Here is a 19,113-nt window from a genome sequence, read left to right on the forward strand (position 1 = left end):
GGGCTGTAATCGCCCCCGCCTCTGCGGCGGGGGTTCATTGGCTTTTGAATTACTTCGACTGTCCTATAGATTGCCAGCCAGGAACTCACCATGCCTTACTTCGCTCGGCTCCTACTGCTCTGCGGTATTCTCTTTTCCACCTCGTCACTCATGGGCCAAGAAAAGCCTGCTGCCAAGCCAGCCGATCCGAAAGCTGAAGAAGCCAAGGATTGGAAGCCGCTGTTCGACGGCAAAACCATCAAGGGCTGGAAGAGCATCAACTTTGGCGGCGAAGGCGAAATCACCATCGACAAGGGCTCAATCGTCCTGGGTACCGGCGATCCGCTCACGGGCATTGTCATCGAAAAGGCCGAAGGGCTGCCGAAGGACAATTACGAACTCACGCTCGAAGCCAACCGCCTGGAAGGTGAAGACTTCTTTTGCGGGCTGACGTTTCCCGTTCGTGATTCGCACGCCAGCTTCATCTGCGGCGGTTGGGGCGGCGGGCTGGTGGGCATCTCCAGCTTGGACGGCATGGACGCTTCGGAAAACACCACCACGGGTTACAAGAAGTTCGAGAGCAACAAGTGGTATCGCATTCGCGTTCGCGTTGCGGGCGGCAAGTTGCAAGCCTTCATCGACAAAGAGAACTTCGCCGACGTGAAGATCGACGACCACAAAATCTCGACCCGCTTCGAGGTCGACATTACCCGTCCTCTCGGCGTGTCCGCCTATCGCACCAAGTCGGCCATTCGCGATATCAAGTGGCGTGAAGTGAAGGAAGCCGAGAAGGTAGAAGAGAAGAAGTCGGAGTAGTCGGGCCGCTTAACGCAGGAAGCGCCGCAGTGGCGGCGCTTCCTCATTGTCAGCTCTCTTGGTTCGACCAGACGACTACTCAATCTGGTACGTCTGGCCTCGCAAGGTTACGAGCAATTGCTCGTCGTTCTGCTGAGTGGCCAGCACGGCGTTTTCATCTGCCGTGTTGTCTTTCACCAGCTTGAAGTACTCGTCGCTGAAGCGTTTGACCTTCTTGATCTTCGCCTGATCCTTCTCGGGATCGATCGACTGGGCATTCGCCGCGATCCAGAGCTTGCCCCGGCGATACAGCGTTTGGCTGCCGACGTTCTGCACGGCATCGGCGGCGACTTCTTTGTCGCTGTCAATATCGCGGAACTTGTTCTGGGCATACCCGGCCTGCGGAGCACCAGCACCACCGAATCCGCCGCGTCCTGGTGCAGGAGCAGCAGCGATGCCGCCCAGGGCAGGACCAGACGCCGCGCGGGCTTCGCTAGATTCGGCTCGCGGCAAGTTGAACGCGCGGGTCGTGTTGCCCGCAATCGAAGAGTCTTGTAGCGCCTTCTTCTCGGCCCGCTGGGCGACTCCCGACAAGCCTTCAGCTTCGCCCAGGCGATCGACCAATTCTCGCGAGCGCTCGAAATTCGCCCGTGTATCAGCCAATTGACCGGGCCGCGCCAAGTCATCAGCCAGGAACGAAGTGTAGGGCGTAAGAATGCCGTGTTTGGTGGCGAGTGTGACCAACTCTTTCACCAGCTCGTCGTTCTTTCCCTTCAGGTCGATCTCGTCGATGATCTCACCGACGCGGCGCAGAGCCCACAGCTTTTCGACAAAGGCGTACGTCTGGTCTGGGCTCTTCTCGACGAGCGTGGCCGGGAAGTCGTGCTTCTTCTCTTCGCTGCCGACCTTGCCGCTGATGGCCACCTTGGCATTGCCGGGCTTCTTGTAGCGACCGACCATCACCAGCTGTTCGCCAGCGAACAAGTCATAAACTTCCTTAGGATACACCCGATTGATCGCCGGGCCCGACTCCACCGAAGCAGCGTCCACTTCGATGTTCACCTTCACGCCCGTCATCACCGGCGAGCTCATTTTGGCATACAGCCGGCTGACATGGGCCTCGATGTCTTCGTTCGGCCGCACGTACTCGCTCTGACCAAAGTTGTCGCGGCTCAGCCGATCGAGCAGACGGCTGTTCACGTCGTAGCCCACGCCGAAGTTAATCATGCGAGCACGAATCTTGTTGTTGCTCTTGGCGTTGGCGACAATCTTCCCTTCGTTCGTTTCGCCAGCGGTCGGCAGACCATCGGTCAGAAACAACACATAGTTGGGACGCGTGTCGTCCTTAATCATGCCGAGCGCTGTGTTCAGCGCGCCGTCGATATTCGTGCTGCCGCCGGCATACAACCCTTCGACAAAACCGAGCGCCTGCTTGCGCGTCTCTTCGTCGAACTTTTGCAGTTCCGGCTTGAACGATTCCACGGCGGAGTCGTAGGCGACGATGTTAAACGTGTCGCCTTGCCGCAGATTGTTCAGCACGAACTTAATGGCCTCTTTGGCCTGCTCGATCTTCTTGCCGCTCATGCTCCCCGAGCGATCGGCGACGATGATCACCGTCTTCGCGGGTCGTTCGGCGTTCTCGCTTTTGATCTCTGGACTGGCCAGCATCAAGAAGTAGCCTTCCTCGCTCGTCTCGGGCCGGTAGCTAATCAGGCTGGCCCCCAACTTGCCATCGTTGGTGTCGAAGAACAGGCGGAAGTCGGTCGCAGGGACGACGTTCGTCGCTTCGTACTTCACTACCGCACGCTTGCTGTCCGGTCGCTTCACTTCGATGGCGTGCGTCGGGCTGTAGACGCTCTTGATCTCTGCAGTCGTTTCGATATTCGCTTCGATCGAGACTTTTTCGACCGGCGTGTTGGTGTATTTGGCCGTCGAAAGGGGCAACAGGAAATCGGTCAACTGATGATCTTTGCGCAGCAGTTGGCTGAACTTGAGCGTGACCTTGCGCTCGGCGTTTGGCGGCACGGGGAAAACACTCGTCTGGAACATGCCGGTCCCTACCCACTCGAGCAGCGCCGGATCTTGATTGCGGCGCACGTACCCCTCGTAGATCTCGCGGGCTTTCTTGGCTTCCAGCAGCTTCGCGTCGTACTCTTTGCCGTCGACCATGAAGGTCATCCGGTCGATGGCCCCTTCATACGGCAGCGGAAAGACAAACTGCACCTGCGCTGTTTGACTGCTGGTGTTCACGAAGGTCTGCGAGACCTGCACCTGGGCAATCTGGTCCTTGATCTTCGCCTGGTAGGCCAGTTCTTTGATCTTGTAAGTGATAGCCGGGGTGGGTGGCGTCGGCCGCGGACCAGGCCACGGCGGAACAGGTCGCGGCAGCGGCACCGGGTGAGGATGATCGATGATGATCAGCACCCCTTGAGCACAGGCCGCCGGCCCCGTCGCCAGAGAGTACGCGGCAAACGCCGCCAGAAAAAACATCCATCCTGTTACTTGCAACGCCCGTTTCATGGTCCTGCTCCGTCCTAATTGGGAAGGGCTTCACCGGCTCTTCAATCGACTGCGATGGGTTCGATTTTGACTGCTGTTTCGAACGTATGTGTCCAATGTTTCACCCGCTGGCAGAACAAAAATTGCTCGCAAACCCGAGAGTTACTGCAATTACTGTCCGGCCACGGACTTCTTAATTGGACACCCCCCTTTTGCGGTTTTGGCTTCAGCTTGCCTACCGGCACTCACTCGTTGCGACCAAGGCCTGCCCTCGCGCGGTGCGAACCGTGGCCCTACGAACTAGACGAACAACCCCCGCCCTCAGTTTCACGCTTTCCCAGCGGAATGCAATCTTTGTGACGCGGTTGTTACGAGCGGGCGGTGTAAGACTAGGCAAGCAAAAGAACGGGCCGTAAGTCGCGATTGTCGCGCCCATGCCAGCATGACGCGCTTCAACGAAACGCCGGGAAGCACCAAAAGCTATGGTCGGCACCGCTATCCCCAAGAGAATCGCAAATGAGTTGCATCTCTTTGGCGCCTGCCGGAATCTCAACAACGACGGGCAAGACCGAGCCGCTCTGAGTCGCAAATGTGTCCTTCCCATCAAATCGAACCACGAACTTCACACTGCCGCTCAGCGCGCTGTAGGCGATGGCGGTGAAGTATTTTCCGTTCGCGGGAACTGCATAAGTCAGCGAGGACGGTGCATGAGCAAAGAGATACTCCCGGCAAAGTACACCACCCACAATCGGAGCATGCTGCGGGCCAGGGACATTGTTCACGCCGTAATAATTCTTCGTAACCTTGGTACTGAGAGGACGCAACGTCGTGAGCGATGTCGCTTTGAGTGCCAGGACACTGGCAGGGATGGGTTGTAGGAGTGCCACATCGCGGCCGATCGCCGCAACGCCGCTGATGGGTCGGACCTGGCAGCGAGTGAAAACGGCATTCGACTCGTAGCCCGCCAGGCCTGGTTGATTGTGGGTTTTCAACACAAAGCCTCTGTGCGGTTTGAAATCCGCAGTTGGACCTTCGTGCGAGACGATATATTTACCATTGAGCGAAAAGGCCACTTCAGCTCGATCGCCGCGCAGCCGGACGGTGACATCGTAGCGGTAGGCCTGATCGGGTAGCAGCAAGTTTCCTTTATGGTTCATTGCCTTGGGCATGTCGAAGTAGGTGTGTTGATTGTCCTTGGTTCCATCCACGATCAGAGTTACCGATTGCTTGCCGACAGGGAGCACCAGATGCACTTCCTGGGCAGGCGTACCTGGTGTGATTTCGACGGCCAAATCGTAACTGCAGTCTTCCAGCAGGACCGGCAAACGGAAGCGACCCCAAGGCGACTTATCCATAATGACGGAGTTGCCCGGGCCTTGGTGAAAGAAACCGCGGACCAGATCCTGATCAAAATCAATGAGCGGCAGTAACTCCGTCCATTCGTTGAGCGGCAGCGAGCGATTGGCGATGGCAGCAATTGCCGGTTTCACTACGGTCGGCGCCGCACCAAGTTCCTTGAGCTTTTCTTCCGCTGCCGCACGAGGAATGCCCACGAGTGATTTGTCGGCTAGTGCCTCTTGGTAGAACAGTCGGGCGATTTCCTTGCCGCCAGCATCTTTTGCGGTCGCTTGCCAGCGGTCGGCGAGCGCGACCTTGTCAGCGGCGGTCTTGGCTTCGAGACTTTTGGCCGCCAGTTGTTTCCATTCGGGATCTGCGCCCAGCGCCAGGTAAGTCAGACTTTCTTTCGCTTGACCAGCAGCGAGCAAATACTTGCCATAGGCTTGATTGGCTGCGGGATCGAGCGGCTTGGTGGCGAGGGTCTGCTGCGCTTGCTGAGCCTCTGCGACGATCGTCAGTTGCTGGCGCGAGGCTGCGATGGCCTCGGCAAAATCCTTGCGAGGTTTTCCCGCAGCCGTTTTCAGCACGAGCGCGTCGAGATGATCGAACAGCAACTTGGCTACATCAACTCGATTCTGATTGACAGCTTCTTGCGCGAGCGGCAGGAGCAACTGCAGGGAGTTCGCGCTTTCGGTGGTCGACCAGGAGAGTTTGATGTCGGCCGAGAGCAGCGGCGGCAACGCTTCGGCGTCATCGGCTGCCAGTGATTCCTTCAAGAGGCCGCGCACCAGTTCCAACAGCGCTTCGCGTTCACCGGGAACCGGTTTGCTTGCATTGGCTTCGGCCACGGTTGCCAAAAGTTGTCCTTTCGCCGCTCGCGCTGCCGCCGGCGTGAGCAAACCACTGGGATGTTTTTGCAATGCGTCGATCGCCGGAAACGACGTTTTGTAATCGTTGCCCGCTGACGCGAGTCGCACCACTTCCTGCCAGGTCGAGAGGAGCGAAGGCGTATGATCCTTGATCGCAGCACTCGTCTTGGCTTCCGCTGCCAACAACAGGGCCAGCTTCGGCCCGTTCACGGGCAGCGAATCCGGAGTCGCTGCCAGATGCTCGTAGTACTTTTTGAACTTGGGATGTTCTTGAAGGCTATCGCGCGCCGCGGCAACTTCGGCCTGCAGTTTTGCGTTTACTTCGCCGGCTCGCCCGGCTATTGGAGCAGCGATAGCCAGGAAGTGTCCAAAGAACAAGCTCAGGACGAAAGTGCTGCGAGTCATATTCGATCCAATCACTCGTACTATTGTCGAAACGCGGGAAAGCACCAGGAACTGTGGTCGCCTCTAACATCGCCGAGTGGATCACATTCGAGTTGCAGCACTTTGGCTCCTTCGGGGATCTCGACGGAGATAATTGAGATTGGCTGATTCTCGACGGAGTAGAGTTCCTTGCCATCGGCTTTGACGGTGAATTTCACACTGGTTTGGACGGTACAATGTGCAACGGCAGTGAAGTATTTCGCTTTGGCAGGAATCGCATAGCTCAACGAGGATGGCGCGTGCGCGAATAGATAATCGGTGCATTCCTTGCCGCTTAGCAGGGGAGCTTTTGCACCTGTTCCTGCGGGCACTGCAGAAACAGCAAGATGATTCGAGTGCGCACGGGCAGTGATGGGCCGGAGCGACGTTAATCGCGTCGCTTTCAGTGCGAGGATTTCGGCTGAAATCGGTTTGAGTAAGGGGACATCACGGCCGATCTTCGCGGGGCCATCGATAACTCTCACTTGGACTTTGGTGAATTGCACGGTGCCAAGATAGGCTGCGAGCCCGGGCTGAGCGACGGTACCGATCGAGTCCTCGTCGGGCGATTCCACTGCCGAGACCGGTCCTTTGTATTCGATGATCTTATCGCCATTCACCGCAAATGTTGCGTGCGCCTGATCTCCCTGAAGTCGGACACTGACTTCGTAACGGTGCGCCTGCTTGGCATGCAACAGATTTCGATGTGCGATGGGGCCGTTGCGAATCGACTTAAACCAGCAACGATCATTGTTGGTCCACGAATCGACTAGCAACCAAGTCATCCTGTCTGCGATGGGCAGCAGCAAATAGACATCGCTGTTTCCTTCTAAGAGGTTGAACTCGACGATAAGGTCGTAGCTGGAATTCGTGAGCACAACTGGCAGGCGTAACTTGGGGCTGGGGGTTTTGGCACATAGCAGCGAATCCTGCGGCCCGCGGGCCCAGTGGCCACGCACTAGATCCTGGTCGATGTCGATCAGCGGCAGCACATCGGTCCATTCATTGACTGGCAACGGCTTGTTGCCAGTTGAGGCAATGGTGCGCTTCACAGTTGCGGTCGCTGGACCTAGTTCCTTCAGCTTCTCTTCCGCTGCCGCGCGGGGGATGCCGACAAGCGCTTTGTCGGCGAGCGCCTCTTCGTAGAAGAGCCTGGCAATCGGTCTGCCCCCTTCGCCAAAATCCTTGGCAGTTGCAGCCCAACGATCGGCGAGCGCTGCCTTTTCGGTTGCAGTTTTCACTTCGAGACCTTCTGCGGCCAGCTTCCTCCACTCGAGATCGGTTCCCAGCGCGAGATAGGTGAGACTCTCCTTCGCCTGACCGCAAGCGAGCAGGTACATGCCATAGGCCTGGTTCGCCGCGGGATCGAGCGGCTTGGTGGCGAGGGTCTGCTGCGCTTGCTGAGCACCTTCGACGATTGTCAGCCGTTCGCGGGCGGCGGCGATTGCATCGGCGAAGTCCTTGCGGGGCTTGCCCGCTGCGGTTTTGAGGACGAGGGTGGCGAGATGATCAAACAGGAGTTTCCCCACGGCAATTCGATTCTCCTCGACCGCCTGCTGCGCGAGAGGCAGCAGGAGTTGGATTGAATTGGCACTCTCCGTGGTGGACCAAGAAAGTTTGGTATCGGCAGCGAGCAGCGATGGGAGCGCTGCGACATCGTTTGCGGAAAAAGACTCTTTCAGCAGAGGCCGCACGAGTTCCAACAGCGCTTCGCGCTCGCCAGGCACCGGTTTAATCGCATTTGCTTCAGCAACTGCCGCGAGTAGCTTCCCTTTCGCCAGTCTGGCGGCAGCCGGAGTGAGCAAGCCGCTGGCATGCTTCTGCAGTGAATCGATCGCCGGGAACGCTGTTTTGTAATCGTTGCCCGCTGACGCGAGTCGCACCACTTCTTGCCAGGTCGCGAGGAGCGAAGGCGTATGATCCTTGATCGCGGCACTCGTCTTGGCCTCCGCGGCCAACAACAGGGCCAGCTTCGGACCATTTACCGGCAATGAATCCGGAGTCGCTGCCAGATGCTCGTAGTACTTCTGGAACTTGGGGTGCTCTTGAAGACTATCGCGCGCCGCGGCTACTTCGGTTTGGAGTTGGCTAGACGCTTCTTCAGCGGAAAGAACCGCCTTGTTCGTAACAACCACGAGCGAGGCGAGCGACATGGCGACGAAGGTCAGTCGAGCGAAAGATTTGGCCATCGCAGCTATCCCCAACAAGTTCTTTTAGCAGTATTAATCTACCAGCCAGGCGTTGCCATTCTTCAAACGAAACCGGACGCTGTGCAGCACGAGGTCGGTCTTCCAGGTTTGGATCGCCAAGCAACTGCGATTGGCGGCGACGGGCTTGAGCGAGTCTGCCGGCCCCGACCATTGAAAGTAAGGCTTGTCATCAAGGCGCACAACGCAGGCACAGTTGCCGTCTTTTCGGTCGAGCACCAATGATAGTTGATGTGGTTTGCCGTTAAGGAGATTGGCGGGCGCGATGCGCTTCTCGCCGAGGGAGCTCTCTTGACCAGCGAGGCAGTCGTAGATGAAGCCACTCCCGTTAGCCGCCAGGGAAAGACCAACTGCGTATTGGTCTGGACCGCGGTGGCGGGTCGACACAACTTCCAACTCGAATGATCCGTCGGCAATGACGGGAAAAACAACGCGGGCTCCGTCATCGTAGTCGGTACGGAGCGCGCCCATTTCCCGCCGCCAAATGCCGGGCTTCGTGTCTTTGCCCAACCGGGCCAAGTCGACGAGTTCGACCCATTCGCAGATGGCAATCGGTTCTCCGTTACGCTCGAGTTCTTCGAGCCGGTTTTCGACTTTGCGTTTGGCCAAGCCAGTCTGTCCCTCAAGCGCGGCGCGATAGTGACTCTCGCTCAGCTCAAGAATCGCGACTTTGGCTGCACCGTCGCGCAAGTGTGCTTCGTCGTACCAGGCATCGGCCAGTGCCAAACGATCGGCGGGAGACTTTGCGCCCTGGATTTCGCGCTCTGCGATTTTCTTCAAAGCCGAAGGAGGACCCAGGGCCAGCATCGGCAGCCCGCGATTCCAATCGTCGAGGTAAAAGCAGAGGTATTCTCCGCAAGTTTGATTGGCCTCAGGATCGACGGGTTTCTGCTCCAGCAGCGCGAGCGCCTGCTGCATCTGCTCTCGGGCCGCAGTTCGCTGCCGGAGCGTTTCCTTGCGCCGCGTCCAGCGTTTGACCGCGGCGAGATTGCTGGATTTCTTCGCCGTGCTCTCGGCCAGCTCGAGCAGGTCGGCGGCGTCCCGCAGTTTATCGGCCTGGAGGCTCTCGGTGTACGCAATATTCAGGTAACGCACCAGCAACTGGCGCTCGGCGGGAAGTTTCGCGAGGGGCGCGATCTCGTTGAGAACCTGCTTCTGGATTGTGCTCCAGTCGATTTGGAACGTGCCCGCGGTTTGTTGAGCGGCGGCGAGCGCGCCGTCGATGTCGCCGATTTTGATGCAGATGTTTTTGGCCACTTCGAACAGAGCGAATTGCTCCGCCGAACCAGGCGTGCTCTGGGCACCATCTTTCAGCAACTTGCTGGCCAGCTTCTTCTGCTCGGCGGGCGATTTCGCGCCGTCGTAGTCTTTCTTGTAGACGTCTGCGATGAGTTTTTTCGCGGTCGTGACTTCATCAGCCTTGGGGGCCGGCAGTTTTTCGCTGGCTGCCTGTCCATACACAAGAGCCGAGGCACATAATAAATAGAAAATGACGGTGAGGCAGCGAATCGGCATGGCAAGCTCCTGGTGGGGCGTGGATTATAGCCTGAATTGACTACGGTGTCGCAAACAGGGGATACTATGGCCACGACCTTTACCGCGCTTTTTGGATCTTGAAATGCCTGATGGCTTCGACCCTTATTACAAATGGCTGGCGATTCCGCCGACCGAGCAGCCGCCGAATCATTACAGGCTGCTGGGGGTGCCGCTCTACACGGCCGATCTGGATGTGATCGAGAATGCGGCCGATCAGCGGATGGCGCATTTGCGGTCGTTTCAAGCGGGCAAGTATTCGCAGGAGAGCCAGCGGCTGTTGAATGAAGTAGCGACGGCCCGGGTCTGCCTTTTGAACGGGGCTAAAAAGAGCACTTATGACGAGATGCTGCGGAACGAATTACAACCGGTCGCAGCGCCGACCGCACCACCATCGGTAGCGATCGCGGCTCCCGCTGCACTCTCGAGGCCCGTTATCGCGCAGCCACAGCTACGGCCTATTCCCTTACCGCCTCCGCTGCCTCCTCCCTTAGCGGTCACGCCCACTTCGCCAACTCCCAGTTTCCATGCGGCAGTCAAACGAAAGCCAGCGAAGTCGCCACTCGCAGAGATTGCCAAACACGTTGTCGCCTCGGCCGGCGGACTTCTTTGCGGCTACCTGCTAATCAGTTTCTGGATGCCTTCTTGGGATCACTTCGGACTATTTCATCGCCAAGCGGTCTCGGGTACTCAACTGCCTGACCGCCGCGTGATCTTGCAGCCCATTGAACCACCAGAGGAGGTCGTATCAGCATCGCCATCTGGCCATGCTCCGATTCGTCAAGCTCCACCTCGTCAAGAGCGACCTGCAGAACCGCAAGTTCAACCAAAACCCGCAGCATCGGTCGTTCCCCCGTTATCTGCAGAGGAACTTGCCCAGCGGGCTGAGGAAGAGAGACAGCAGCGGCTGACAAAATTGCAAGCCGATCGCGAAGCCGCCATTGCGGCTGGCAAAGTGACGGAAGCCCTTCACCTGACGACCGAACTGGCCGAACTCAGCAAGCTTGATCCGCAGAGTGAGCAGACGCGGGTTATCGAGGAACTCCGCAAAATCGATTTAACTCCCACAGAGAGCCTCGCTCTTGCCAGCGCCTTGCTTGAGCAAGCGCAACACTCCTTCAAAAACAATCGCAAGGATGTTGCCATCGAACAGGCCACGGCTGCGCTGCAGCTGGCCCGGAAGACCACCAATCAGGATCTGGTTCGAGAGGCCACCAAGCTCATTCTTGAGATTCAGCGGCAAGAGTAGGGTGCCGGAAGCACCGGCCGATTTGCCCGCGAGAGCCAGAGTGTTCAGATACAATCGTTATCGGTTCTGTGTTGTCACCGCTCAAGGCTCTTGCTCATGATTCGCACGCTGCTGGTAACGATCCTGATCGCTGGTGCGAGTGTTGCGGTAGTGCTGGCTCAAAAGCCGCAATTGCAGCCGCTGTCGAAATCGGATGCTCCCCTGCCGACCGACTTGCCCGAGACTCTACAGCCAGCGAAGGCTCGCAGCGAAGCAGAAGAAGACAAACTAAACGCGGCGACCAATTACGCCCAAAGTCGCCTGCTGCAGCAGAAGGGAAAGACGCTGCTGGCTCTGCGTCACCTGCAGCGAGCCTGGCGGTATGACCCCGAAGCGGACTTTATGCTCGCCGAGATTGTGCCGCTGGCCTTCGAAGCCAAGCAAAGCGAAGCGGCGGCCCGCTATGCCGTGCTCGCGGCCGAGCGTGAACCAAAAGATCCGCTGCTCGTTCGCCGGCTGGCCATCTATCTGACCGATAAGAAAGATTACACTCGCGCACTTCGCATGTACGAGAAGTCGCTCGAGAAAGACGATCAATTGACGGATGGAACGCCCGAGGATCTCGGCGCGGCAACTGTCTATGCCGAAATGGGCAGGCTTTACTTCCTTACGCAGCAGTACAAAAAAGCTGCTGCTGCGTTCACGGCCGTGCGACGAGCCTTCGAAGATAAATCGATCCTGGACGAGAGCGGGCAGAAGTCGGTTCTGGGCGATGCGGCCTTGACCTATGTCCTGTGGGGCGAGAGCTTTCTCGAAGCAGGCCAGGCCGAAGAGGCCGCCCAAGCTTTTCAAAAGGCGCACGCCGAAAAGGCAGATGCCCCGCTGCTCGCCTTTCGGCTGGCGCGCGTGGCTGCAACTCAAAACAAGGTCGATGAAGCGCTCAAGCACTTGAACGAATACTTCGCCGCCAAGACCACCGACAGCGGCGCCGAGCCCTACGAGTTGCTGGCGAAGTTGCTCGGCCAGCAAGCGGCCAATCCGGCTGCAGCGCAAGAGCAACTGATTGCGAAGTTGCGGGAGTTGAACAGAGACCAGCCCGAGAATCAGCTTGTCGCGCTCGCGCTGGCCAATGCCCTGTGGACTGTCAACAAACTCGATGAGGCCGTGCCACTCCTCACCGCCACACTCGCCAAGGAACACGATACGGCCGGCTATCAAAAGCTGATTGCCCACCATTGGCAACAAAAGGAGTTCCGCGAGCTATTGTCGCTCGCCGGGCAACTCGGCGAGAAAAGTGCCTCGCTGACTTCTCTGGGCGAAGTCTTACAGGGGCTGACCAAAGATGACGCGGCGGTACGTGCTTGCCTGAAGATCGCCACAGAGCAGTCAGAACAGAAAGACCCCAAGCCTGCTTACCAACCAATGCTGGCGGCAGCGATCCTCGCTCGCAACGCTGGCCAGGTAAAGGAAGCGGGCGAACTGTTTCAAAAGGTGCTTGCCCTCAATCCGCCGAACAAAACGGAACTGAGCTCGCAGTGGGGCCTGAGCCTGTTCATCGAAGATCACCATCAGGCCGCAGTCGATATGTTCCGGCAAGTTCTGGCTCAAGAGCCGCCGCCCGGGAATCCAGCCGCTCTTCGCCTCTACCTGGCTGGTGCGCTCGAAATGCTGGGCCAGACCGACGAGGCAATTAAGGAGATCGATCTGGCTGCCAAGCTGCAGCCCAACAACCCCCGCTATGAAAGCCAGAAAGCGTGGATCCTGTATCATGCCGAGCGCTGGGATGCCGCAGCCGAAGCGTATAGGAAATTCATTGAAAAGCACTCCGCCAAGCAATTGCCCGAGATGCGACAATCGTTGCGCAACGCCAAGCTGGCCCTCTCGAACAATTCGCTCAAGCAGGGCGACTTTCCGGCGGCCGTCGAATGGCTAGAACAAGTACTCGACGAGAATCCCGAAGATCCCGGCGCGCTCAACGATCTGGGCTACTTGTGGGCCGAACGTGGCCTGCACCTGCAACGTGCCCTGAAGATGACGCAGCAAGCGGTGGAGCTTGAACCTAAGAATAACGCCTATCGCGATAGTCTCGGCTGGGCCTATTACCAACTGGGTCGATACGAAGAGGCCGCACGCGAGCTAGCAATCGCCGTGAAGAGCGACGGCGAGAATAAGGGTCCCGACGGTGTGCTGCTCGAACATTACGCCGATGCCCTGTCCAAGTTGGGCAAGACGGACGCCGCCCGCTCGCATTGGCAACGAGCCCAAGAGGCCTATGAAAAAGAAGGGGACGCCGAGAAGTTAAAACGCGTGCAGGAAAAACTGAAGACCGCGTCGTAATTGCGGTTCTCTCGCCAGACGGCCAATTGCCAGGAAGCACGATGCCGCCAACAATGAGCGGCTACGAAACCGGAACCCTTGCCATCCGGGTAGACTACGAAGCAGACTGTTCCCTTCGCCCGAGATGCCCGCAGTGAAACCTTTTGTCGAGACCCACGAGCTGACCAAGATCTATGGTCCGCTGCGAGCCCTCGACGCCTGCACGATGGAAGTCGGCCAGGGCGAAGTCTTTGGCCTGCTCGGTCCTAATGGCGCGGGCAAGACAACACTCATTCGCCTCCTGCTGGGTTTTCTGCAGCCCAGTTCGGGCCACGCAGTGATCGCTGGGCTCGATTGCCAGCGGCAATCGGTGGCCGTTCGCCGGCATGTAGCATATCTGCCGGCCGAGGCGGCTTTGTTTCCGCAGATGCGCGGCAAAGAAGTGCTGCGATTCTTCGCCGAGATTCGCGGCGGCAGCATCGAGAAGCCGCTGGCTCTCGCCGAACGACTGGAACTGGACCTCAAACGCAGCGTCGGCTTTATGTCCACGGGCATGAAACAGAAATTGGCACTGGCGGCAACACTCGGGGCCGATGTACCCCTCTATATCCTCGATGAGCCAACCGCGAACCTCGATCCTTCCGTCCGCTCGACCGTCTTGGCTCTCGTCGCCGAAGCCCGCGACCGGGGCGCTACGGTGATGTTCTCGTCGCACGTGCTGGCCGAAGTGGAAGAAGTTTGCCAGCGGGTGATGATCCTGCGGCAAGGAAAACTCGTCCACACCCAGGTGCTGCAAGAATTGCGTTCTCAGCATCGGATTCTCGCCTGGCTGAATGGCCCGCTGCCGGCTATCCCGCGCGAACTGTCGCGAGAGGCTTGCCGCGTGGCCCAAAAGGGCGATCTGGCCACGATTGAATCCGATGGCGACTTGCAGCCGCTACTCGGTTGGCTCGCCAGTTTGCCGCTACGGGATATTCGCATCGAACCCGTGGGCCTGCGCACCATTTACGAACGCTTTCATCGCTCCGAATCGGGCGCTGCCCTCGATCGTGAGGCCAGTAATCTCGCGGCGGCAGAACCTCTGGCTCAAGAGGTGCTGCGATGAATCGCGTCCTACTGCGCAAATGTCTTTCGGAAGTGCAACTGCTGTTTGTTGCCAGCGCGCTGCTGCTGTTCACGTTTTGTTGGGTTCGCGTCTTCATTGTCGCCAGCTTGGAAACGACTGCTTTTGCTTCCATCATCGACAAGCTCTGGGAAAACTGGGGGCGGTTCTCGCCGGTGCCGCTGCGACAGTTGCTCTCGTATGCCGGTCGCGTGGCCATCGGTTATGACGAGCCCGTCGTCGTGTTTTGCGTCGCCATCTTTGCCATCTCGCGCGGCTCCGCAGCCGTCAGCGGCGAACTGGGACGCGGCACGATGGAAATGTTGCTTGCCCAGCCGATTAGCAGGTTGCAAGTGCTCTATTCGCAAGCACTGGTCACTGTCGGCTGCCTGGCGCTCCTTTGTACGTTCACGTGGAGCGGCACTTGGGCCGGCATTCAGACGGCTGAAGTGACCGAACCAGCACCAGTGCCGTCGATCACGATTCCCTTGCTCAATTTCAAGATCCAAAGCCCCTTTGGTACCCCCGAGAAGATCAAAGTCCCGATGCGCGAACGAGTGCAGGCGGCTCACTTTGTTCCCGGCGCGCTCAACTTGTTCTGTCTGGGATATTGTGTGGCCGGCATCACGACGCTGGCCTCGGCCTGCGACCGCTATCGCTGGCGCACGATCGGCATCATCTCGTCGCTGTTCGTCCTGCAGATGATTTTCAAGGTGCTCGGACGCGCTTTCGATAGCACCAGCTTTTTCGAATGGATCACCATCTTTTCGGCCTATGAGCCGCAACGGCTGATCTTCATTGCCACCGAGTTGCCGCAGTACAACTGGGCCTTCACAGTCCCCTCAATCTCCGATCGCCCCCCCATGACCGGCCCGCTCACGTACTATCTGGTTTTACTCGCGTTGGGCACGCTCGGTTACCTGGCCGCGGGCGTGGTGTTTCACCGCCGCGATTTGCCTGCTCCGCTGTAAGCGACAGGCTTCGCTTGGTTGCTCGCTTTCCCGGCTTTCGTTCGCCGAACGAAAGTGGATAATGGCCCCGTTGTTTGCCCGCTGTTTCCCTCCAAGATTAGGTCTTTCCGATGCCGCTGCTCGTTGTTGGTTCGGTTGCGCTCGATAGCATTCAAACTCCCACCGCTTCTCGCGATCGCGTCCTCGGCGGCTCGGCTGTCTTCTTCTCCTACGCCGCCAGCTACTTTGCCCCCGTGCGGCTGGTGGGCGTGGTCGGCGAAGACTGGCCCGCGGAACACACGCAGCTGCTGCAAAGCCGCAACATCGATACTGCCGGGTTGCACATTGTCGCTGGGGGCAAGACGTTCTTTTGGAAGGGCAAGTACCTGCCCAATATGAACGACCGCGAAACACTCGAAGTTCAACTCAACGTCTTCGGCGATTTCAAACCGACGTTGCCGGAGCACTTCAAGCGGTCCGAGTATCTGTTTCTGGCCAACGGCTCACCCATCACCCAAATGAAGACACTCGAGCAAGTGCCGGGTGCCAAGCTGGTTGTCGCCGATACGATGGACCTCTGGATTCGCGAGACCCACGCGCCCCTCATCGAACTGCTCAAGCGCATCGACGGCCTGGTGCTGAACGATAGCGAAGCCAAGTTGCTAACCGGCGAAGAGAACCTGGTCAGCGCCGGCCGCAAAGTGCTGAGCATGGGACCGAAGTTCGTCGTCGTTAAGAAGGGCGAGCACGGCGCGATGTTCTTCTCGGCTCACGAAACGTACACGCTCCCAGCTTATCCCACCGAGCGCGTCGTCGACCCCACGGGTGCCGGCGACAGTTTTGCCGGCGGCATGATGGGCTACTTGGCTCACAAAAACAGCTTCGAAGCGAAGACGCTAAAAGAAGCGATGGCCTACGGTATTCTCGTCGCCAGCTTCAATGTCGAAGACTTCAGCCTGGAGCGGATGAAGCAGATCGACCGCTCGGACCTCGATCTGCGGATGGAAGAATACCGCAAGATGCTCTCGTTCTAAGCAACGCCTGGCAGTTACTGCGCTGCGGTGATCTTCACAATCGATTGATGCAGCGCGTGGCGCACCTCGGCATCGTGATGGTGATTGGCCATTTCCGTGAGCGCGGGCAAATGGGGTTTGCCATGCGCGCCCGCTTCACCCAATGCCTCGGCACATACTCGCCGCACCTTGGGATCGTCATCTTGGAGCGCGTGCATGAGCGGGTTAACAAGGACTGCCGGGACCGGTGGTGAATCTCGAATCAGCAACGCAGCGGTCCAGCGCAGGTTTGCATCCTTCGATTTCAGCTTGACCAGCAATTCATCTTCGGGGCTTGGCTGACGAAAACAGCCGAGGTCAGCGGGCAGGAAGATGGCGAGGGCAATCAATAAAACGGTTCTGCGCAGAACCATGCCAACTGGTGCTCTCAAAAAAGGGGCTGCCAGCGGCAACCCCGGGGGGGTTTTACAAGCGAATCGAAGTGGTGAGTCTCGTTGCGTTAGAACGTGCCGAGCGGTTCCCCGTCGTCGGGCATCATCAGGCGATCCCACGTGCCGTCAAATTCATGGTGAGGGTCGTTGGTTGCAAATACAGCATCGACACCCACGGTGGGAAAGTCTGGGTCGCTGGTTTCACGCCGGCTAATATCGCCCTTCAACGCACGAACGCTGCCGTCGGCAAAGCAAGTGGCCAATGTGCCAAAATGCAGCCCTTGCAGACGCCAGTTGTTGCAACGAGTGCGTTGTGGCAACGACTGGAACATGAACGTGTTCCCCTTGCCATTCCAATCGACACCAAAGTTGTGCGAGTGGGCCTTGTTGTAAACATTCCACGCCGCGAAGCGATACGAGCCGTCACAGAAACGCATCCCTTCGCCGAACAGAATCGTATTTGACAGGCCGTCGGTGATATCCTTGTAGGACATAATCGCATCCAGCTTGGGCGGAGTGGCTAGTTTGCCACCACCGACTGCCCACTCAACACCTACGCGGCTTTGGGAAGCGTCTTTCACCCAGGCCAGATAGTTCGCCTGATAGTTGGTGGTCGTCCAGAGCACGGTTGGCGTGCTGGTACTGTAAGGAGCGGCACCGTAATAGGGAGCATAGGTGACGCGCCACGAAATCGGCTTGGAGGAAGGAATTCCACTGGGATCCGACACGCAGTGCATCGTCTTCATGTTCAGGTTGGAGATGTTCCACAGGCCGCCGGAACTGTACGAAACGACGGCGGCAGTGCCCGTGCCGGGAATCGTGGTGTTTGGCGGGCCGACCCACACGCGATTGGTCACATCGTCTTCAGTAAACGTGTGCCCCATGTGGCTGGTGGTGGCACCGGGCGTCGGTGGATTGGTTTGCCAATAGCCACCGTTGTTCACCGAGGTCGCTGGCTTGTAGTCGGGCGATGCCGGCGTGGTGACAGTGCCGGTGTACGTCAACTTTCCATTGTTGGCGCTGGTCACCGTGTCGTACGAAGACTGCTGCTCGATGAATGGCAGCATGTGCAGCAACCAGCCACCATCGGGATACTGCTTCGTATTCGCATACGACCAGTAAGGCGGCAGACGATTGTACTGCTGATGGAAGTTGTGAGTCGCCACGCCATATTGCTTCAGATTGTTGAAGCATTGAGTGCGACGAGCTGACTCACGCGCGGTTTGCACCGCAGGCAGCATGAGTGCGACCAAAACACCAATGATGGCGATTACCACCAGGAGTTCAATCAGAGTGAACCCTGCCTGGTTTTTTCGCGAGACGGCAAACATCTTCGCCCCCTTCGCAACCGCTGGCACGCGCGTAGGACACGACTGATGAAAAGAGCGCTGTCAGCACTGAGGAATCGAACAACACCGCGAACGCGTATTTTGGAAATCACAGCCCTGACGAATGCGGGCTGAAACTACCCAATCAGATAAAGCGGCGCTTAGAATATCAGTTCGGCTGAGCCAGTGTCAATAAATTCATTAAAATTCTGTTACCCGCAAAATGCCGTTCAAACGCCGATTAATCTCCATGAAATTGCTGGGTTAATCGCTTGCACTACGCGCAAAGGGATGACCGTCGCGAACCTGCGATCAGCGAATCGAACTGCCGACAGAATCGTGCGCGACGCCAAATCACAATAGCCGTTTGAACGTGTATCGGCGCTGGGTCCGTGCATAAGCCGTCGATTCCAGCTCTTTCACTGCCGACCCCTGGCTTGCCACATGGCTACACCCAAAACCGTAGCTAACACTGTGATTCCCAGGATCAGTTCGCGAAACGAAAACTGCCAGTCCACTCGTGACGGCTGATCACTTTTTTCGGCTTCCAGCACTTTGGCTTGCCACTTCAAGTTGAGGTAGCTGCTGCAGGCCAGCAATGTGGCTACGATCACGGCACAAGTTAATCGGAAGAACTCTCGTGGATCTATACTCGTCCCTAAGGTTTCGTCGGCGATGATGAAGCCAGTAACAATCCCAGCGAGAGCGCCAAAGCAACCGAGCGCTGCACCGATGACCCCAGCCGCCGCTGCATGACGACGGTACACTGCCAAGTATTGCAATAGGGCAAACCAGCCAAAGGTCGTGGCCAGCAATCCACCAAAGAAACCTCCTCCATCCAAATCGTCCACGAAAAAGCTGATTCCAGTGCCAACAAAAAAGAGGCAGCCAGCAGCGACCAGGCTCGCCAGGACTTGGAGCGTGAGGCTTGGATGAGGCGGCGACGGGATCGGTTCTACAGCGTTCATCGATCGCGTCTCGCGGACCCTCGAGCGTCACTGCCTCGCGGCGGAATGATATCCGCTACAGTGAAGTTCGCTTGCACCTTACCGGCAACCTGCGCGAAAAACCACTCCAGCGGTTCGCGGCTCTTACCTGCTGT

13 protein-coding genes are annotated in these 19,113 nt (G+C 58.1%); 6 read left to right on the top strand and 7 right to left on the bottom strand.

Translation table 11 applies throughout. The features are described from left to right. The first annotated feature begins 90 nt into the window (after positions 1–90). The gene (locus NA78x_RS09440) at positions 91–795 is read left to right on the top strand and encodes a 3-keto-disaccharide hydrolase (protein ID WP_425618189.1); all 705 of its coding nucleotides are present in this window, start codon (positions 91–93) and stop codon (positions 793–795) included. A 75-nt stretch (positions 796–870) separates the two neighbouring features. Here the strand turns inward: NA78x_RS09440 and NA78x_RS09445 are convergent, their stop codons facing one another. The 4 genes from NA78x_RS09445 to NA78x_RS09460 form a co-directional block, all read right to left on the bottom strand. Next, positions 871–3,294, bottom strand: a complete 2,424-nt coding sequence (locus tag NA78x_RS09445) for a VIT domain-containing protein (RefSeq protein ID WP_425618190.1) — start codon at positions 3,292–3,294, stop codon at positions 871–873. A 431-nt stretch (positions 3,295–3,725) separates the two neighbouring features. Next, on the bottom strand, positions 3,726–5,885 hold the full coding sequence (locus NA78x_RS09450) for an NPCBM/NEW2 domain-containing protein (protein WP_425618191.1): 2,160 nt from the start codon (positions 5,883–5,885) through the stop codon (positions 3,726–3,728). A 20-nt stretch (positions 5,886–5,905) separates the two neighbouring features. After that, the gene (locus tag NA78x_RS09455; protein WP_425618192.1) at positions 5,906–8,092 is read right to left on the bottom strand and encodes an NPCBM/NEW2 domain-containing protein; all 2,187 of its coding nucleotides are present in this window, start codon (positions 8,090–8,092) and stop codon (positions 5,906–5,908) included. A 33-nt stretch (positions 8,093–8,125) separates the two neighbouring features. Continuing rightward, complete coding sequence (locus NA78x_RS09460; protein WP_425618193.1) at positions 8,126–9,625, bottom strand: hypothetical protein; 1,500 nt, start codon at positions 9,623–9,625, stop codon at positions 8,126–8,128. Between the two features lie 103 nt (positions 9,626–9,728). Here NA78x_RS09460 and NA78x_RS09465 point away from each other — a divergent pair, with 103 nt between their 5' ends. The 5 genes from NA78x_RS09465 (at position 9,729) to NA78x_RS09485 (ending at position 16,273) form a co-directional block, all read left to right on the top strand. Next, a complete protein-coding gene (locus NA78x_RS09465; RefSeq protein ID WP_425618194.1) occupies positions 9,729–10,892 on the top strand; it encodes a hypothetical protein in 1,164 nt (387 codons plus the stop codon). A 96-nt stretch (positions 10,893–10,988) separates the two neighbouring features. Then, entirely contained in the window at positions 10,989–13,208 is a 2,220-nt protein-coding gene (locus tag NA78x_RS09470) for a tetratricopeptide repeat protein (RefSeq protein WP_425618195.1), read from the top strand. Between the two features lie 124 nt (positions 13,209–13,332). Continuing rightward, positions 13,333–14,292, top strand: coding sequence for an ABC transporter ATP-binding protein (locus tag NA78x_RS09475; protein ID WP_425618196.1), 960 nt, complete (start codon positions 13,333–13,335; stop codon positions 14,290–14,292). Then, positions 14,289–15,260 (top strand): ABC transporter permease subunit, encoded by a 972-nt coding sequence (locus tag NA78x_RS09480; RefSeq protein ID WP_425618197.1) that lies wholly within the window; start codon positions 14,289–14,291, stop codon positions 15,258–15,260. Before NA78x_RS09475 ends, NA78x_RS09480 begins: the two co-directional genes overlap by 4 nt. Positions 15,261–15,370: 110 nt before the next feature. Further along, positions 15,371–16,273, top strand: coding sequence for a PfkB family carbohydrate kinase (locus NA78x_RS09485; RefSeq protein ID WP_425618198.1), 903 nt, complete (start codon positions 15,371–15,373; stop codon positions 16,271–16,273). A 14-nt stretch (positions 16,274–16,287) separates the two neighbouring features. Here the strand turns inward: NA78x_RS09485 and NA78x_RS09490 are convergent, their stop codons facing one another. From NA78x_RS09490 to NA78x_RS09500, 3 genes are all read right to left on the bottom strand, one after another. After that, a complete protein-coding gene (locus NA78x_RS09490; protein ID WP_425618199.1) occupies positions 16,288–16,665 on the bottom strand; it encodes a HEAT repeat domain-containing protein in 378 nt (125 codons plus the stop codon). A gap of 86 nt (positions 16,666–16,751) precedes the next feature. Then, on the bottom strand, positions 16,752–18,014 hold the full coding sequence (locus NA78x_RS09495) for a DUF1559 domain-containing protein (protein ID WP_425618200.1): 1,263 nt from the start codon (positions 18,012–18,014) through the stop codon (positions 16,752–16,754). Positions 18,015–18,430: 416 nt separating this feature from the next. Further along, positions 18,431–18,862, bottom strand: coding sequence for a hypothetical protein (locus tag NA78x_RS09500; protein WP_425618201.1), 432 nt, complete (start codon positions 18,860–18,862; stop codon positions 18,431–18,433). Positions 18,863–19,113 lie beyond the last annotated feature (251 nt).

The sequence above is a fragment of the Anatilimnocola aquadivae genome (genome assembly GCF_049819085.1).
Taxonomy (GTDB): domain Bacteria; phylum Planctomycetota; class Planctomycetia; order Pirellulales; family Pirellulaceae; genus Anatilimnocola.

Coding starts and splice junctions, on each gene's coding strand:
- NA78x_RS09460 (WP_425618193.1), bottom strand. CDS start 9,625: ATGCCGATTCGCTGCCTCACCGTCATTTTCTATTTATTATGTGCCTCG.
- NA78x_RS09445 (WP_425618190.1), bottom strand. CDS start 3,294: ATGAAACGGGCGTTGCAAGTAACAGGATGGATGTTTTTTCTGGCGGCG.
- NA78x_RS09470 (WP_425618195.1), top strand. CDS start 10,989: ATGATTCGCACGCTGCTGGTAACGATCCTGATCGCTGGTGCGAGTGTT.
- NA78x_RS09495 (WP_425618200.1), bottom strand. CDS start 18,014: ATGTTTGCCGTCTCGCGAAAAAACCAGGCAGGGTTCACTCTGATTGAA.
- NA78x_RS09455 (WP_425618192.1), bottom strand. CDS start 8,092: ATGGCCAAATCTTTCGCTCGACTGACCTTCGTCGCCATGTCGCTCGCC.
- NA78x_RS09465 (WP_425618194.1), top strand. CDS start 9,729: ATGCCTGATGGCTTCGACCCTTATTACAAATGGCTGGCGATTCCGCCG.
- NA78x_RS09490 (WP_425618199.1), bottom strand. CDS start 16,665: ATGGTTCTGCGCAGAACCGTTTTATTGATTGCCCTCGCCATCTTCCTG.
- NA78x_RS09485 (WP_425618198.1), top strand. CDS start 15,371: ATGCCGCTGCTCGTTGTTGGTTCGGTTGCGCTCGATAGCATTCAAACT.
- NA78x_RS09450 (WP_425618191.1), bottom strand. CDS start 5,885: ATGACTCGCAGCACTTTCGTCCTGAGCTTGTTCTTTGGACACTTCCTG.
- NA78x_RS09440 (WP_425618189.1), top strand. CDS start 91: ATGCCTTACTTCGCTCGGCTCCTACTGCTCTGCGGTATTCTCTTTTCC.
- NA78x_RS09480 (WP_425618197.1), top strand. CDS start 14,289: ATGAATCGCGTCCTACTGCGCAAATGTCTTTCGGAAGTGCAACTGCTG.
- NA78x_RS09475 (WP_425618196.1), top strand. CDS start 13,333: ATGCCCGCAGTGAAACCTTTTGTCGAGACCCACGAGCTGACCAAGATC.